This is a genomic window from Janthinobacterium sp. DSP2-3-3, from assembly GCF_049897325.1.
Taxonomy (GTDB): Bacteria; Pseudomonadota; Gammaproteobacteria; order Burkholderiales; family Burkholderiaceae_D; genus Janthinobacterium.
The window spans coordinates 96,316-112,755 of sequence record NZ_JAFCWA010000005.1 but is presented as its reverse complement, the minus strand read 5'-3'; the positions used below and the strand labels follow the sequence as shown (position 1 = coordinate 112,755).

General features: G+C 63.0%; 11 protein-coding genes. 8 read left to right on the top strand and 3 right to left on the bottom strand.

The annotated features are described in order from the left end of the window. The first annotated feature begins 64 nt into the window (after nt 1–64). The 8 genes from ACP7DE_RS11765 (at nt 65) to ACP7DE_RS11730 (ending at nt 13,306) form a co-directional block, all read left to right on the top strand. Nucleotides 65–1,348: a winged helix-turn-helix domain-containing protein gene (locus ACP7DE_RS11765; protein ID WP_426072279.1), complete on the top strand. Its 1,284-nt coding sequence runs from the start codon at nt 65–67 to the stop codon at nt 1,346–1,348. Continuing rightward, the gene (locus tag ACP7DE_RS11760) at nt 1,345–2,337 is read left to right on the top strand and encodes a DUF2804 domain-containing protein (RefSeq protein WP_426072278.1); all 993 of its coding nucleotides are present in this window, start codon (nt 1,345–1,347) and stop codon (nt 2,335–2,337) included. The genes ACP7DE_RS11765 and ACP7DE_RS11760 overlap by 4 nt, the downstream gene beginning before the upstream one ends. 116 nt (nt 2,338–2,453) lie before the next feature. Beyond that, a complete protein-coding gene (locus ACP7DE_RS11755) occupies nt 2,454–5,120 on the top strand; it encodes a bifunctional acetate--CoA ligase family protein/GNAT family N-acetyltransferase (RefSeq protein ID WP_426072277.1) in 2,667 nt (888 codons plus the stop codon). 162 nt (nt 5,121–5,282) lie between these two features. Then, entirely contained in the window at nt 5,283–5,900 is a 618-nt protein-coding gene (locus tag ACP7DE_RS11750; protein ID WP_426072276.1) for a hypothetical protein, read from the top strand. A 194-nt stretch (nt 5,901–6,094) separates the two neighbouring features. Next, nucleotides 6,095–8,674, top strand: coding sequence for a DUF349 domain-containing protein (locus ACP7DE_RS11745; protein WP_426072275.1), 2,580 nt, complete (start codon nt 6,095–6,097; stop codon nt 8,672–8,674). Further along, entirely contained in the window at nt 8,671–9,144 is a 474-nt protein-coding gene (gene moaE, locus ACP7DE_RS11740; RefSeq protein ID WP_426072274.1) for a molybdopterin synthase catalytic subunit MoaE, read from the top strand. Before ACP7DE_RS11745 ends, moaE begins: the two co-directional genes overlap by 4 nt. Before the next feature lie 121 nt (nt 9,145–9,265). Next, nucleotides 9,266–11,872, top strand: coding sequence for an ATP-dependent chaperone ClpB (gene clpB / locus ACP7DE_RS11735; RefSeq protein WP_426072273.1), 2,607 nt, complete (start codon nt 9,266–9,268; stop codon nt 11,870–11,872). Between the two features lie 312 nt (nt 11,873–12,184). Beyond that, entirely contained in the window at nt 12,185–13,306 is a 1,122-nt protein-coding gene (locus ACP7DE_RS11730; RefSeq protein ID WP_426072272.1) for a polyamine ABC transporter substrate-binding protein, read from the top strand. Nucleotides 13,307–13,389: 83 nt separating this feature from the next. Here ACP7DE_RS11730 and ACP7DE_RS11725 read toward each other — a convergent pair whose 3' ends face one another. From ACP7DE_RS11725 to ppk1, 3 genes are all read right to left on the bottom strand, one after another. After that, nucleotides 13,390–13,515, bottom strand: coding sequence for a hypothetical protein (locus tag ACP7DE_RS11725; protein ID WP_254926692.1), 126 nt, complete (start codon nt 13,513–13,515; stop codon nt 13,390–13,392). A gap of 299 nt (nt 13,516–13,814) precedes the next feature. Next, the gene (sixA, locus tag ACP7DE_RS11720) at nt 13,815–14,273 is read right to left on the bottom strand and encodes a phosphohistidine phosphatase SixA (protein WP_426072271.1); all 459 of its coding nucleotides are present in this window, start codon (nt 14,271–14,273) and stop codon (nt 13,815–13,817) included. Between the two features lie 25 nt (nt 14,274–14,298). Further along, the gene (gene ppk1, locus ACP7DE_RS11715; RefSeq protein ID WP_426072270.1) at nt 14,299–16,392 is read right to left on the bottom strand and encodes a polyphosphate kinase 1; all 2,094 of its coding nucleotides are present in this window, start codon (nt 16,390–16,392) and stop codon (nt 14,299–14,301) included. Between the last annotated feature and the right edge of the window lie 48 nt (nt 16,393–16,440).

The window sequence follows — 16,440 nt, the reverse complement described above, 5'->3', positions numbered from 1 at the left end:
TTGCCGGGCAAGCCGATAGCGATAAAACGTACAAGTGTCACGCGGAATGCGGTATCTTTCAGCTATGCACAGCCCAGACAAGCACATTCTTCCCGACCTCCCCCCTTTATCGCTGGCTGCCGCGCGCGCCTTGCACCTGGCCGCGCAAGGTTTGCTGCAGGCGCGCCGCAGGAAGGCTGTGAAGGCCGACGTGCTGGCCGCCGTGCGCCAGATGGGCGTGCTGCAAATCGACACCATCCATGTGGTGGCGCGCAGCCCTTATCTGGTGCTGTGGAGCCGGCTGGGCGATTATCCGCAGCCGTGGCTGGAGCAATTGCTGGCCGAGGGTGCGCTATTCGAATACTGGGCGCATGAAGCCTGCTTCGTGCCCATCGAGGATTACGGCTTGTACCGCCACCGCATGCTGGACCCGGCGGCCATGGGCTGGAAATACTCGGTAAAGTGGATGGCCGAGCAGGGCGATGCCGTGGCCGCCGTGCTGGAGCACATCCGCTCCAACGGCGCCGCGCGCTCGGCGGACTTTGAGCGCACGGATGGCCAGGCAGGAGGCTGGTGGAGCTGGAAGCCGGAAAAACGCTCGCTGGAAGTGCTGTTTACGTCGGGGGTGCTGATGATCGCCAAACGCCACAATTTTCAGCGCTATTACGATCTGGCCGAAAGAGTGCTGCCGGGCTGGCACGATGGCTTGCTGCCGCCAGAAGAGCAGGTGCGCCGGCGCCTGCTGCTGGCCAGCGTGAAGGCGCTGGGCCTGGCGCGGTCCAGCTGGATCAGCGATTATTTCCGCACCAAACAATCGCGCGCCAGCCTGGCGCACGATTTGCAGGCGCTGGTGGACGAGGGCGTGTTGCTGCGCTGCTCGGTGGTTGGCTGGGATGATGCCGTATATGTGCATGCCGGGCATGGCGAATTGATGCGCGCGGCGGCGGCCGGCAAGCTGGCGCCCACCTTGACGACGATATTGTCGCCATTCGACCCCGTCGTCTGGGACCGGCGCCGGGCCCTGGAATTGTTCGGCTTTGACTACCGGCTCGAATGCTATACGCCAGCCGAAAAGCGCCGGTATGGTTACTTTACTCTGCCGATTTTGCGGCGCGGCGCGCTGGTGGGGCGCCTGGATGCCAAGGCGCACCGCGCGCAGGGGCGCTTCGAGATCAAGTCGCTGGTGCTGGAAGACGGCGTGCGCCTCAGCCCCCGTCTGGTGCAAGACGTGGCCGGCGCCGTGCAGCGCCTGGCGCTCTGGCATGCGTGCCCGGATATTGCTATTGCGCAAGCGCAGCCCGCGCTATTTGGCGCGCAGCTGGCCGAAGCCCTGCAGGATGGCCGCGACGCGGTAAGGCGGGTCGCATGATGCTGCCACCAGCCCCGCCCGCGCTGCTCGACGCCGACGGCCAGCCCCGTTTTGGCCGCTACACGGGGCAATTGAATGCATTCGACTGGGCTGCGCTGGCGCCGCCGCACGCGCGCGGCGCCCTTTGGCGCTTGTTCCACCACAAGCGCTGGCATTATGTGGCCCTGTCCACGCCCACCCTGTTCTGCGGCGTGGCCATCGTTGACCTGGGCTGGACCAGTACGGCGTTCGCGTATGCCTTCGACCGCCACAAGGGCAAGATCGTGGCGACCTTTTCGCAGGACGGCATTCCCGGCCTGTGCGCGTCGCTGGCGCCGCATGCGGGCGCCAGCAGCCGCTTCCGCTTCCTCTCGCAAGTGATCTCCATCGAGGCGCAGCCGCAGCAACGCTACCGTCTGCAGCTCGACTGCGGCCATTTCGGCATCGATGCGGAATTCGGCCCGTCCGTGGCGCCCACCCTGCTGGCCGTGGGGCCCGTGGGCGAGGGCGGCAGCGTGCATGCCACGCAAAAGTCGGGCGGCCTGCCTTTGTGGGGCAGCGTACGCTGCGGCGCCAAGGGCTACAGCCTCGATGACGGCGTGGCCAGTTTCGACTATTCGAACGGCTTGCTGGCGCGCGAGACGGAATGGCGCTGGGCTTCGGCGCACAGCCTGGACCTGGGTTTCAATCTGCAGGCCGGCTATTTTGGCGCGCATGAAAACGCGCTGTGGCTCGACGGCCAGGTGTATCCGCTGGGTCGTGCGCATTTCGACTTCAATCCCGATAACCCGCTGGCGCCATGGCATGTGTGGACGGATGATGATCTGCTGGACCTGCATTTCAAGCCCGAGGGCGCACGGCGCGAGGATAAAAACCTGTGGGTCGCCGCCAGCCGCTACATCCAGCCCATCGGCACTTTCAGCGGCTGGGTGCGTACCAGCGCGGAAGCTCCCAAGCGCATCGTGGCACAGCTGGCGGGCGTGACGGAAAGCCACCGCTCACGCTGGTAGGCGCGCGCGGATTTTTTGCGAAACGCGCGACAAGGTCAAGTTTTTTTGGCAGCGCATCCTATACACTGGCGCAGCCACTCCGGCAATCCCGCTCCGGCAATCCATGAGGCCAGAACATGAGTATCCGTAATCTCGACAAGCTGTTCAAGCCGGCCTCGGTGGCCCTGATCGGCGCCACGGCGCGCGAGCACAAGCTGGGCGCCATCGCGCTGGCCAACCTGATGGGCGGCGGCTACCAGGGCAAAATCTGGCCTGTCAATCCCAAGTACGACCAGCTGATGGGTTTGAAATGCTACCGCAAGTTGGCGCAACTGCCGAAAGCGCCGGACCTGGCCATCATCTGCACGCCGCCCGCCACCATCACGGCCCTGATCCGCGAACTGGGCGCGCTGGGCACGCGCGCCGCCATCGTCATGACGTCCGGCCTCGACCCCGTGCGCGAGCAGTCGCTGCGCCTGGCCATGCTGAAGGCAGCCAAGCCGCATCTGCTGCGCATCCTGGGGCCCAACAGCATGGGCTTGCTGGTGCCGAAACTGGGGCTGAACGCCAGCTTCGCCCACCTGGGCGCGACCAGCGGCAAGATCGCTTTCGTGTCGCAATCGGGCGCGCTGGTGTCGGGCGTGCTCGATTGGGCCAATGCGCACGGCGTGGGCTTTTCCAAGTTCATTTCGCTCGGTGGCAGCTATGACATCGATTTCGGCGACTTGCTCGACTACCTGGCCGGCGACATCGACACGGCCGCCATCTTGCTGTACATGGAAGACATCCAGGCGGCGCGCAAATTCATGTCGGCGGCGCGGGCGGCCGCGCGCAGCAAGCCGGTCATCGTCTTGAAGGCGGGGCGCGCGCCAGAAGGCGCGGCCGTGGCGGCCTGGCATACGGGCGCGCTGGCCGGTTCCGACGCCGTGTATGACGCGGCCATCCGCCGCGCCGGCATGCTGCGCGTGTATTCGGCCGAGGAACTCTTCGACGCCGTGGAAACCCTCACGCATATCCGCGCCCAGCGCGGCGAGCGCCTGGCGATTTTATGCAATGGCGGGGGACTGGGCGTGATGGCCACCGATGCGCTGGTGGGCAGCGGCGGCAAGCTGGCCGATTTATCGCCCGATACCGTGATCGCGCTGGAAAAGGCCCTGCCACGGGGCTGGTCGCACGACAATCCCGTGGGCTTGCCCGGCGACGCGCCCGTGCAGCGCTATGTCGACGCCATCAAGCCGCTGCTCGACGAGCCGCAGGCGGACGCCTTGCTGCTCCTGCACGCGCCCACGGCCATGGTCTCGTCGATCGACATCGCCGAAGCCGTCACGCCGCTGATCAAGGCCACTTCGCGCACGGTGCTGTCGTGCCTGTTGGGCGGCACCACCGTGGCGCCCGCGCGCCAGGTCTTCAACCGGGCCGGCATTCCCACCTACGACACGCCGGAAAAAGCCGTGCATGGTTTCATGCAGATCGTGCAGTACCGGCGCAATCAGGAAACCCTGATGCAGGTGCCGGCGCAGCTGCCCATGTCGGCCACGCCGCGCCGCGCGCGCGTGCGCGAAATTGTCGCCGCCGCGCTGGCCGCCGGCCAGACGGTGCTGGGCGAATGCCGCTCGAAGGAAATCCTGGCCGCCTACGGCATCCCCGTGGCCATCACGCGCATGGCGGCCGACGTGGAAGAGGCGCTGGCCGTGGCGGCGGACATCGGCTACCCGGTGGCGCTGAAAATCCATTCGCCCGACATTGCCCACAAATCCGACGTGGGCGGCGTGGCGCTCGACCTCGACACGCCCGACATCCTGCGCACGGCCGCTGCCGCCATGCTCAAGCGCGTGCGCCGCATGCGCCCCGATGCGCTGATCGACGGCTTCACGGTGCAGCAGATGGCGCGCCGGCCGCAATCGCATGAATTGATCGTCGGCGTCACCACGGACGCCGCGTTTGGTCCCGTCATCCTGGTGGGGCAGGGCGGCATCGCCGTGGAAGTGACAGCCGACCATTCCATCGGCCTGCCGCCGCTGAACATGGTGCTGGCGCGCGATATGCTGGCGCGCACGCGCGTGTCGAAACTGCTGGCCGGCTACCGCAACCAGCCGCCGGCCGACATCGACGCCATCTGCTACACCTTGATCCAGGTGGCCGAACTGGTGGCCGACATCGGCGAACTGGCCGAACTCGACATTAACCCGCTGGTGGCCGACGCCGACGGCGTGATCGCCCTCGACGCGCGCATCCGTTTGCAGCCGGGCCAGAAGAGCGACCGCCTGGCCATCCGCCCGTATCCGCAGGAGCTGGAAGAACAGGTGACGTGGATGGGCCAGTCCATCCTGCTGCGCCCCATACGCCCCGAGGACGCGCCGCAGCACATGGATCTTTTCCACGCGCTGGACCCGGACGACGTGCGCCTGCGCTTCTTCACTTCCATGCGCGAGCTGCCCGTGTCCCAGCTGGCGCGCCTGACGCAGATCGATTACGACCGTGCCATGGCCTTCATCGCCACGCACACGGGCCCGGACGGCAAGCCGGAGACCCTGGGCGTGGTGCGCGCCGTGGCCGATCCGGACAATATCCACGCCGATTTCGCCATCGCCGTGCGTTCGGCCCTGAAAGGCAAGGGCCTGGGCCATATCCTGTTTGAAAAGCTGGTCGACTACTTCCGCAGCCGCGGCACGGAAGCGCTGGTGGGCGAGGCGATGGCGCGCAACAAGGGCATGCAGCGGCTGGTGAAAAGTTTTGGCGGAGAAGTCTCGCCGTCGGAAGAGCCGGGCGTGGTCAACCTGCATATCGGGCTGCGCGCGCCCTGAAAGAAGCCGCTGCGGGTTTGTGCAAGATCAAACCCGCCCCTGTCGCTAGTCTTTACACTTTCACTTCCAGGATGAGACATTCAGCGCGTTTTTGGGAGTGAGTACATGCTTACGGCAACATATATATTGGTTTCCCTGTCGGTGGAACAGGCAAGTATCCGCATGAGTTTGTTGGCATTTCAAAAATACATGCAGATGCAGCTGCGCCAGCAAAGCAGGCTGAGCCTGGCGCAATTGCAGTACACGGGCGACTGGCTGAACCGGCTGTACCAGGGGGGCTACTGGCGCAAGGTGGAGATGTATCTGATTCCCGCCATTCGCCAGGCGACGCCGCATGCCGATGGTTTGCTCAACGGTCTGCTCAATGAGCTCAACGGCTTGAACCACGCGGCGCTGGAAAGCATCAATGTGGTGCAGCAGCGCGCAGGTGCCGCCCTCGACAGCTCCGAGCAGCAGGCCGAGCAGCTGTGCGCGGCCATCGACACCTTTTGCGCGGCCTTGTTGCAGCGCCTGGAAAAAGAAGAGCGCGAATTGTTCGCGCTGGCGCGCAAGGTCATCGTGGGCGAAGCGTGGTTTGCCATCGCCTACCAGTTCCTCGCCCATGATGCGCGCGCGCAGGAAGCGCGCCGCGGCAAGGCGCAGGTGCTGCCCTTTGTTTTGCCAGTGCCTTTGCCGGCACCGGATACGCCCGACGGTGCCGCTGAAACCACGGGCATCGCCGGCACCGCCGCCACGGACGCCGTGCCTGCCGTGTCACAGCCGCAGCGCGCGCAGGCTTGAACGGATAGCGAGCGCACACCCCCGTCCGCCCGTTTGCGTCGGCTCCACGCCCTTGATTTTGCGCTGGCGCCAGCTTGGGAGATATGAGATTGTTAAATATTTAATGTTTATCATTTAGAAACTTGTACAGACCTGTTCGATGCAATACCCGTGGCTTTGTTATGATGGTGGTTTTGATCCACGCGAAACCCGTCATGTTCGAATTTCTTTTCAAGCGTTCTGCCAGCAAGCCTTCCACACCAGACCCTGTCGTGGCAGAACAGGCTGCCGCCTCGGCGCAGAGCGCATCGCGCCGCGCCGAACAGGTTGCGCGTGCCCATGCCGTGGCGGGCGACGAAGCCGCCGCCTTTGAATTCATTGTGTCCAGCGAATTTGCCGATGCCCGTCTGATCGCGGCCGAACACGTCCATGCCTTGCCGCTGCTGGAAAAACTCCACCAGGCCATGCGCAACACGGACCGCCGCGTCGCCAAGCTGATGCAGGGCCGCATCGACCTGATCCGCCACCAAGCGGCGGAAACCCAGCGCGCCCAGGCCAGCATCGATACCGCCCAGCGCCTGTTGAACGATGACAAGCTGAGCCCGAATCAGGTAGCTGAGCTGGACCGCCAATGGCAAGTCATCAAGGCCACGCCCGAACTGGCGACCGCCTTTAGCGCCGCGCGTGCCGCGCTGGCAGCCCGCCTGGAAGCGCAAGTGGTGTTGCAGCGCGCCGTGATCGACGCCGTCGCCGCCGCGCGCGCGCTGGCGAGCAACGGCCAGTCCGCCGGGGAACTGGCGCAAGCGCTGGCCCGCCTGGATGCGGAACATGTGCAGCATGCGCAATCGCCCGAACGCGCTTCGCTGCCGAAACATCTGCAGAGCGATTTTGCGCAGGCGCGCGAGCAGGCGCAGTCCGCCTTGCAAGCCTTGCAGCAGCACCAGGCCGTGTTCGACGTGCGCCAGGCAGCGCTGGCCGAATGGCAGGCGCAGGATGCCGCCACACTCGACGTGGATACCTTGAAGCGCGCTTGGCAAGCACTGCCGCGTCTGCCCGAATCGCCGCTGTCCGACAGCTTGCAGCAGCAATTTGCAGGCGTGCTGGCCAGCGCCCCGGCGCCGGTCGTTACTGCCGCGGCCGTGGCTACGCCAGCGCATGCCGAAGCGGCGCCGCGCAAGCCGCGCCAGGAGCTCGCTCCCGTGGCGAAAGAGGCGACCGAGCAGTTCTTCAAGGTGCTCGACGCCATGGAAGCGGCGTTGCAGGATGGCTTATTGCACGTCGCTTCCGAGCATGACAAGACTTTGCGCGATAGCAAACACGGTCGCCTGACACCTGTGCAAGCGGATCGCCTGGCCCATGTGCGCGGGCAATTCAAGCAACTGGCCGACTGGGCGCGCTGGGGCGGCAACGTGTCGCGCGAGGAACTGGTCAAGGCGGGCGAGGATTTGCGGGCACAGCAACTGCCAATGGCCGAGCTGGCCAAGAAAGTGGGCAGCCTGCGCGAGCGCTGGAAGTCGCTCGATACCTTGTCCGGCCCCGCGCCCAAGTCCCTGTGGGAGCGTTTCGATGCCGCCTGCAGCCTGGCGTATGCGCCGGCGGCCCAGCATTTCAAGCAACTGGCCGAAGAGCGCCACGGCAATGCGGCCAAGGCCCAGGAATTGATCGCGGAAACGGCAGCCCTGGCGGCCGAAGAGAGTACCGACTGGAAACATGTCGCGTCAAGCTCGCAGCGCCTGCGCCAGGCGTGGACGCGCCTGGGCACCATCGACCGCAAGGAAAAGAAACGCCTGGATACGGAATTCGGCGCCGCGCTGGACGCCCTGTCGAAACCGCTGGACACGCAGCGCCAGATCGAGACGGCGCGGCGCGAACAATTGATCGTCGAAGTAGGCTTGCTCAAGCCGTCCGAGCGCAACACCGTCGACATGCTGAAAGCCTTGCAAGACAAATGGCAGGAGCTGGCGAAAGCCTTGCCGCTGGAACGCCGCGCGGAACAGGCGCTGTGGCAGCGCTTCCGCGCCGCCTGCGACGATATCTTTGCCAAGCGTAAGGAAACGGCCCATGCGGCCGACCACGAGCGCCGCGAACACCTGCATGCGCGCGAGGCGCTGTGCGCCGCGCTGGAAACGGCCGTCGTGCCCGAGGGCGACGACAAGACCCGCAGCGCCTTTATCAATCACTTGCTGCGCGACACGCGTGCCGCCTGGAACGCCACCGGCCCCGTGCCGCGCACCAGTGAAGCAAAGATCGAGCAGCGCTACCAGGCGGCTGTTGCTGGCGTGCAAGCGCAAGCGGACGCCATCGCCGAGCGCGCCGATGCGGCCCAAGCCAACGCCCTGCGCGACAAGTTGCGCCTGGTGCAATCGCTGGAAGCCGCACTGGCTGATGGCGACGCCGGCGCCGACGCGCAAGCGTGGAGTGAGCGCTGGAGCGCCTTGCCGCCGCTCGACACCCAGTATGAACGCAGCTTGCAGCAGCGCTTTGCTGCCGCCCAGGCCGCACTGGGCGAGGGCGGCACCGCCTACGTGCAGCAATTGCAGGCCAACCAGGAGCGCTTGCGCGACGAGGTGTTGCGTCTGGAAATCGTCGCTGGCGTCGACAGTGGTGCCGAATTTGCCCGCGACCGCCTGAAAATGCAGGTGGAAGTGTTGCAATCGTCGCTCAAATCAGGCCAGAAGCCGCTCACGCAAGTATCGCAGCTGATGCAGTTGTGCGCGATAGCCGCCGCCACCGATGCGCGCACTGCCAGCCGCATCGAAACCTTGCTGCGGCGCATCGGAGGCCACGCCAAATGACCACTTGCGTCCGCGTCCAGCAAGCTGATTTTGACCTCAGTCAAGAAATTGCACAATTGCGTGCAGGCAATCCCAAGGTAGGCGCCGTCGTTGGCTTCGTCGGCACGGTGCGCGACATGAACGAGGGGCTGGACGTGGCGGCCATGGAGCTCGAGCACTATCCGGGCATGACGGAAAAGTCCATCGAGGGCATCGTCGAGCAGGCGCGGGGCCGCTGGCCCCTGTCCGGCGCGCTGGTGATCCACCGCGTGGGGCCATTGCTGCCGCAGGAGCAGATCGTGCTGGTGGCGGTCTCGTCCGCCCATCGGGGCGAGGCCTTTGCCGCCTGCGAGTTCATCATCGATTACCTGAAGACGGAAGCGCCGTTCTGGAAGAAGGAAGATACGCCGGAAGGCGCGCGCTGGGTCGATGCGCGCGACAGCGACGAGACGGCGCTGGACAAATGGACGGCAAAAGCAAGCGCCATTTGAATCGTGTCTGCCGCGCACGCTAGCATTTGCCCAAGTGCAGCGGTTTTCTGCTTTGTGTATGCTTGAAAAGTACTGCCTCACCCCAATTTGATTAGCAACTAATTAACCGGGAGCGCTTTTCATGCGACAAGACAAACTCACTACCAAATTACAGGAAGCCCTGGCCGATGCGCAAAGCTTAGCCGTGGGCAACGACAACCCCTATATCGAACCAGTCCACCTGCTGACGGCCCTGTTGAACCAGGACGACGGCGGCGCCCGTTCGCTCTTGCAGCGGGCCGGCGTCAACGTGGGCGGCCTGTCCAAGGCCCTGGGCGCCTCGATCGAACGCTTGCCGAAAGTGTCCGGCACGGGCGGCGACGTGCAGGTCAGCCGCGAATTCGTGGCCCTGCTGAACCTGGCCGACAAGGAATCGCAAAAGGCGGGCGACCAGTTCGTGTCCAGCGAAATGGTCTTGCTGGCCATGACGGACGACAAGTCCGACTGCGGCAAGCTGGCGCGCGAAAACGGCCTGACCCGCAAGGCCCTGGAAGCGGCCATCGACGCCGTGCGCGGCGGCAACAAGGTCGATTCGCAAGAGGCCGAAGGCCAGCGCGAAGCACTGAAAAAATACACGCTGGACCTGACGGAACGGGCGCGCAAGGGTAAGCTCGACCCTGTGATCGGGCGCGACGATGAAATCCGCCGCACCATCCAGATCTTGCAGCGTCGTAGCAAGAACAACCCCGTGCTGATCGGCGAACCGGGCGTGGGCAAGACGGCTATCGTCGAAGGCTTGGCGCAGCGCATCGTCAATGGCGAAGTGCCGGAGTCCTTGAAAGGCAAGCGCGTACTGTCGCTGGACATGGCCGCCTTGCTGGCCGGCGCGAAATTCCGCGGTGAATTCGAGGAGCGCCTGAAATCCGTGCTGAAGGAACTGGCCATGGATGAAGGGCAAACCATCGTCTTCATCGACGAGATGCACACCATGGTGGGCGCGGGCAAGGCCGAAGGCGCAATGGATGCCGGCAATATGCTGAAACCGGCGCTGGCGCGCGGCGAGCTCCATTGCGTGGGCGCCACCACCCTTGACGAGTACCGCAAGTACATCGAAAAGGATGCCGCGCTGGAACGCCGCTTCCAGAAAGTCCTGGTCGACGAGCCGACCGTGGAGGCGACCATCGCCATCCTGCGCGGTTTGCAGGATAAATACGCGCTGCACCACAAGGTGGAAATCACGGACGCGGCCATCATCGCCGCTGCCGAGCTGTCGCACCGCTACATCACGGACCGCTTCCTGCCCGACAAGGCGATCGACTTGATCGATGAAGCGGCGGCGAAGATCAAGATCGAGATCGATTCGAAGCCGGAAGTGATGGACAAGCTGGAACGCCGTTTGATCCAGCTGAAGATTGAGCGCGAAGCCGTCAAGAAGGAAAAAGACGAAGCGTCCTTGCGCCGCCTGGGCTTGATCGAGGAAGAGATCGTCAAGCTGCAGCGTGAATATAACGACTTCGAGGAAATCCTGAAGGCGGAAAAAGCCGTAGTGCAGGGCAGTACGCACATCAAGGAAGAGATCGAGCAAGTCAAGCTGCAGATGGAGCAGGCCACGCGCGAGAGCAACTGGCAGAAAGTATCGGAATTGCAATACGGCAAGCTACCGCAGCTGGAAGCCCAGCTCAAGCAGGCTGACAGCGGCATACCGAAACGCGATCCCGACCAGCCGAAATTGCTGCGCACGGAAGTGGGCGCCGAGGAAATCGCCGAAGTGGTGTCGCGCGCGACGGGCATACCCGTGTCGCGCATGATGCAAGGCGAACGCGACAAGCTGCTGCACATCGAAGAGAAGCTGCATGAGCGCGTCGTGGGCCAGGATGAAGCGATCACGGCCGTGGCTGACGCCATTCGCCGCTCGCGCGCCGGCTTAAGCGATCCGAACCGTCCTTATGGTTCTTTCATGTTCCTGGGACCGACGGGCGTGGGCAAGACGGAGCTGAGCAAGGCGCTGGCGACTTTCCTGTTCGATACGGAAGAATCGATGATCCGCATCGACATGAGCGAGTTCATGGAGAAGCATTCCGTGGCCCGATTGATTGGCGCGCCGCCCGGCTATGTGGGTTACGACGAGGGCGGCTACTTGACGGAAGCCGTGCGCCGCAAGCCGTACAGCGTGATCCTGCTCGACGAAGTGGAAAAGGCGCATGCCGACGTCTTCAACGTGCTGCTGCAAGTGCTCGACGATGGACGCATGACGGATGGCCAGGGCCGCACGGTGGACTTCAAGAATACTGTCATCATCATGACCTCGAACCTGGGTTCGCATAAGATCCAGGCCATGGAAAGCGATGATCCCGGTGTCGTGAAGCTGGCCGTGATGGCCGAGGTACGCTCGCACTTCCGTCCCGAATTCGTCAACCGCATCGATGAAATCGTCGTGTTCCACGGACTCGACGAGAAAAACATCGGCGCGATCGCGAAGATCCAGCTGAAGATCCTCGAAGAACGCCTGGCGCGCATGGACATGCAGCTGAGCTTGACGGACGCGGCCTTGCAGCAAATCGCCGAAGCGGGCTACGACCCGGTGTATGGCGCCCGTCCTTTGAAACGGGCAATCCAGCAGCAGATCGAAAATCCGCTGTCGAAGCTGATCCTGGAAGGCAAGTTTGGCCCGAAAGACGAGATCCGCATCGACGCCCGGAACGGCAACCTCGTATTCACGGGCGCGCAGGTGGGGCTGGATAAGGTGTAATGTTGGCAGGTCAATCCCTGCTGGATTGGAAGCTACCCCATTGGGGTAGCTTCCCCCGTCGGGTCTGACCCCAGTTTTTCGGCATGTGCAGTGAGGAGGATTTACAACGCCTAGCAAAACCGTAGCGAGCGGCAGTGAGTTGTGGCAGAGAAGCGCAACCGTACTTTAGTACGGTGAGCATCGCAGGCCGCAAATCGCGATGCGCAGTAGGTTTTGATAGGCGTCCTTAGGCAGGGCGGTATCAGGCTGGACCTGATGCCGCCCTTCTTGCTATCATCGTCACTATTTTCTGATTCTTCTGGAGGCGGTACGATGGCAAACACATGGCAAGCAGGGCGGCGCATTGGAGTGGGATTGACCTTGGCGGCGGCCATGTTGGCCTTGCCTGCCCAGGCTCAGGCTCAGGAAGAAAAAGTACTGAACATCTATAACTGGTCGGACTATATCGGCGACGATACGATCAAGAATTTTGAGAAGGAAACGGGCATCAAGGTACGCTACGACGTTTTCGACAATAATGAAATCCTCAATGCGAAACTGGTGGCGGGCAAGTCCGGCTACGATATCGTCGTGCCGACGGCCCAGTGGGCGCGCCTGCAGATCGACGCGGGCCTGCTGCGCAAACTCGACAAGAGCAAGCTGACGAATCTGGGCAACCTGGACCCCAACCTGCAAGCCAAGCTGGCGAAGATCGACCCGAACAACGATTACCTGGTCGACTGGCTGTGGGGCTACACGACGGTCGGCATCAACGTCAACAAGGTTAAGGCTGCGCTGGGTGGCATGCCCATGCCCGACAATGCCTGGGACCTGGTCTTCGACCCGAAATATGCAGCGAAGCTGAAGTCGTGCGGAGTGTCTTTCCTCGACTCGCCGTCGGAAGTGCTGCCGGCCGCCCTGCAATATCTGGGCAAGCCCGCGTACTCGAAAACGGCCGGCGACTACCAGGAAGCGGGCAAGGTGCTGCAAGCCATCCGCCCCTACGTGACCCTGTTTAGCTCGTCAGGCTATATCAATGACATGGCCAACGGTGCCGTCTGCGTCGCGCTGGGTTGGTCGGGCGACATCAATATCGCGCGCCAGCGCGCCATCGACGCGAAAAACGGCAATGTGATCCAGGTGCTGGTGCCGAAGACGGCCGCCCTGATGTTCGACACCATGGCTATCCCCGCCGACGCGCCGCACCCGAACAATGCGCACCTGTTCATCAACTATATCCTGCGTCCGCAAGTGCATGCCAGCCTGAGCAACAAGGTCTTCTACGCGAATCCGAATCCGGCCAGCATCAAGTATGTACGCAAGGACATTGGCGAGAACAAGGCCATTTTCCTGTCGGATGCCGACAAGCAGCGCATGGCCGCGCCGGAAGCGACCACGGCCGATATCCGTCGATTGATGACGCGCATCTATACGAAGTTCAAAACGGGAGTGTAAGCCTGGAGCGTAAAAACAACGATGGCGCGAGAGACGGGCTTGATAGCCGTCGCTGGCGCCATGCGATATTGCCGAGGTGAACACTACTCGTGGTAGCGGTCCATCAGCTTATGGTGGCTGCCGCGCATTTCTTCGATCAGTTCAAAGGCGACGAAGCCGATGATGGCGGCGAAGATGGCGATGAAGAGAAAAACGAGGAAGGTTAACATGGTCTTTCAGCCGCCGTTGGACGGCTGTCCGCTGGGTTGCTCAATGTGCCAGAGCAGCGCTCCGACACGTAGTTGATGCAATTAAACTCTAGCAGATCGGCCGCGCTTTACAAGGCTGTCGAGTTGCAATTTCTACTAGCATTTGTCCCTGCGCACTTTTTTGCGCATTTCCCTTATTTCACCACAAGGTCATGCGCCATCACGGCTTTCAAATAGACGCTGATCGGGTCGGCCGGTTCGCGTTGCGAGAACCTGTCCATTCTTGCGCTGGCCTTGCGCATTTCCCTGCTTGACTACCGTTATTTTACCACCAGGTCATGCGCCATCACGGCCTTTAAATAGACGCTGATCGGGTCGCCTAATTCTCGCTGCGAAAACCACCACGCGCTGGCCTTGCGCATTTCCCATTCCTGCTCCTCGCCCGTCAGCAGCAGGGCCGCCGCCTGTCCCAGCGTGGGCTGGTGGCCGACGATGAGCACGGTTTCCTTGCCGCCGGGCCAGTTGGCCGCCTTCAGGACGTCTTCCGCCTCGGCGCCAGGCGCCAGTTCCGGCATCAGCTTGAACTTGCGCCCCAGCGCTTCCGCCGTTTGCAAGGTGCGCAGGGCGGGGCTGACGAGGATGCGGCAATTTTCCGGTAGTTGCGAAGCCAGCCATTCGCCCATGCGGCGCGCCTGTTTCTGGCCTTTGACGGTCAGGGCGCGTTCGAGGTCGGGCAGGCCCGGCTCCGCTTCTGCGTGTCGCCACAAGATGAGATCCATGCTGTACTCCTGTGTGTAGAATTGCCTAATCGCCGACCTCCGCGCCCGGCGTGCCCAGTGCGTGCATCAAATACTGCTGGGCGCTGAACGGCGTTTGCTTGCCGCGCGGCTTGCGGCGCGCGTAGTGGCCTGTCGGCTCCAGTTCCCATGCATTCGTATTATCCTTCAAATACGGATTCAGGCCCTCGGCGATCACGCGCCGCTTCAACGCCCGGTCCAGCACGGGGAAGGCCACTTCTACGCGGCGGAACAGGTTGCGGCTCATCCAGTCGGCGCTGGCCAGGTAGACATCGTGTGCCAGGTCGTTGCGGAAGTAATAAATGCGACTGTGCTCAAGGAAACGGCCGATCACGGACCGCACCTTGATGTTTTCCGACAGACCAGGCACGCCCGGCTTCAGGGTGCAGGCGCCGCGCACGATCAGGTCGATCTTCACGCCATCGGTCGAGGCCGCATACAGGGCGCGGATCACGGATTCATCGACCAGCGCGTTGACTTTAACGATGATGCGCCCGCGCCGGCCCGAGCGGGCGATCTTCGCCTCGTTGCGGATGGCCTTGATGATTTCGCTTTGCAGGCCGAACGGCGCCAGCCACAGGTGGTTCAGGTTGTGCGGTTTGGTCAGGCTGGTCAGGTGGATGAAGACTTCGTTCACTTCCACGGCCAGGTCCTGGTTCGCCGTCAGCAAGCCGAAGTCGGTGTACAGCTTGGTGGTGGTGGGGTGATAGTTGCCGGTGCCCAAGTGGGCATAGAAGCGCAGCGCGCCTTCTTCGCGGCGGATGACGAGCGCCACCTTGGCATGGGTTTTCAGGCCCACCACGCCGTACACGACTTGCGCGCCGGCCTGCTCCAGCTTGTCGGCCCAGTTGATATTGGCTTCCTCGTCAAAGCGTGCCATCAATTCCACGATGACGGTCACTTCCTTGCCCAACTTCGCCGCCGTAATGAGTGACTCCATCAAGTCCGAGTTCATGCCTGTGCGGTAGATTGTCTGCTTGATGGCGACGACGGACGGATCGTAGGCGGCGCTGCGCACGAAGTCAATCACCGTCTGGAACGACTGGTAGGGGTGGTGCAGCAGGATGTCGTGCTTGTTGAGCGCGGCAAAGATGTCGTTGCCGATGGCTTTATGCGCGAGGCCGGGGAAGAAGGGGGGGAAGCGCAGCTCGGGCTGCTTGACGTGGTCGATCATTTCCGACAGGCGCACCAGGTTCACGGGGCCGTTGACGCGGTACAGCCGGCTTTGATCGAGGCTGAACTGGTCGAGCAGGAACTGTGACAGTTCTGGCGGGCAATTGCGCGCCACTTCCAGGCGCACAGAGGTGCCGAATTGGCGCCCCACCAGTTCGCCCTTCAAGGCCTGGCGCAAGTTCTTGACTTCGTCTTCATCGACCCACAGGTCGCTGTCGCGCGTGACCCGGAACTGCGAGTAGGCAATCACCTCGCGCCCGGCGAACAAGTCCGAGATGTGTGCATGGATGACGGACGACAATAAGCAAAAGGACACGCCATCGCCGGATATCTCATCCGGCAACTTGATGACACGCGGCAAGACGCGGGGCGCCTTGACGATGGCGATCGCCGTGCCGCGCCCGAACGCATCCTTGCCGCTCAGCGAAACGATGAAATTGAGGCTTTTATTGACCACTTGCGGGAACGGGTGGGCCGGATCGAGGCCGATGGGCGTGAGCAGGGGGCGTACTTCGCGGTCGAAATACTGCTTGACCCAGGCGCGCTGAGCCTCGTTGCGGTCGCTGTCGCGCAGCAAATGCACGCCCGCTTCGCGCAGGGCTGGCAAGACGTCGCTATTTAATATCTCGTACTGGCGTTCCACCAGCGCATGGCATTCCTTGCCGATGCGCTCCAGGTTGGCCGCCAGGGCAGGGTGGCCCGCCAGCGAACCGCCGATGCTGCCGGCCGCTAGCAGGCTGGCCACGCGCACCTCGAAGAACTCATCCATGTTGCTGCTGACGATGCACAGGTAGCGCAGGCGCTCGAGCAGCGGAATGTTCGGGTCTTCCGCCTGGGCCATCACGCGCCGGTTGAAAGTCAGTTGCGACAGTTCGCGGTCCAGCAGGATGCCCGATTTGGTCACTTCCATGTGCATTTCAGGTTTCATATTCTTTTGTCTTTGCAGATAGTTAATTCTAGCCGTATTTCATCATGT

Coding starts and splice junctions, on each gene's coding strand:
- ACP7DE_RS11760 (WP_426072278.1), top strand. CDS start 1,345: ATGATGCTGCCACCAGCCCCGCCCGCGCTGCTCGACGCCGACGGCCAG.
- ACP7DE_RS11745 (WP_426072275.1), top strand. CDS start 6,095: ATGTTCGAATTTCTTTTCAAGCGTTCTGCCAGCAAGCCTTCCACACCA.
- ACP7DE_RS11750 (WP_426072276.1), top strand. CDS start 5,283: ATGAGTTTGTTGGCATTTCAAAAATACATGCAGATGCAGCTGCGCCAG.
- ACP7DE_RS11755 (WP_426072277.1), top strand. CDS start 2,454: ATGAGTATCCGTAATCTCGACAAGCTGTTCAAGCCGGCCTCGGTGGCC.
- sixA (WP_426072271.1), bottom strand. CDS start 14,273: ATGGATCTCATCTTGTGGCGACACGCAGAAGCGGAGCCGGGCCTGCCC.
- clpB (WP_426072273.1), top strand. CDS start 9,266: ATGCGACAAGACAAACTCACTACCAAATTACAGGAAGCCCTGGCCGAT.
- ACP7DE_RS11725 (WP_254926692.1), bottom strand. CDS start 13,515: ATGTTAACCTTCCTCGTTTTTCTCTTCATCGCCATCTTCGCCGCCATC.
- ACP7DE_RS11765 (WP_426072279.1), top strand. CDS start 65: ATGCACAGCCCAGACAAGCACATTCTTCCCGACCTCCCCCCTTTATCG.
- ACP7DE_RS11730 (WP_426072272.1), top strand. CDS start 12,185: ATGGCAAACACATGGCAAGCAGGGCGGCGCATTGGAGTGGGATTGACC.
- moaE (WP_426072274.1), top strand. CDS start 8,671: ATGACCACTTGCGTCCGCGTCCAGCAAGCTGATTTTGACCTCAGTCAA.
- ppk1 (WP_426072270.1), bottom strand. CDS start 16,392: ATGAAACCTGAAATGCACATGGAAGTGACCAAATCGGGCATCCTGCTG.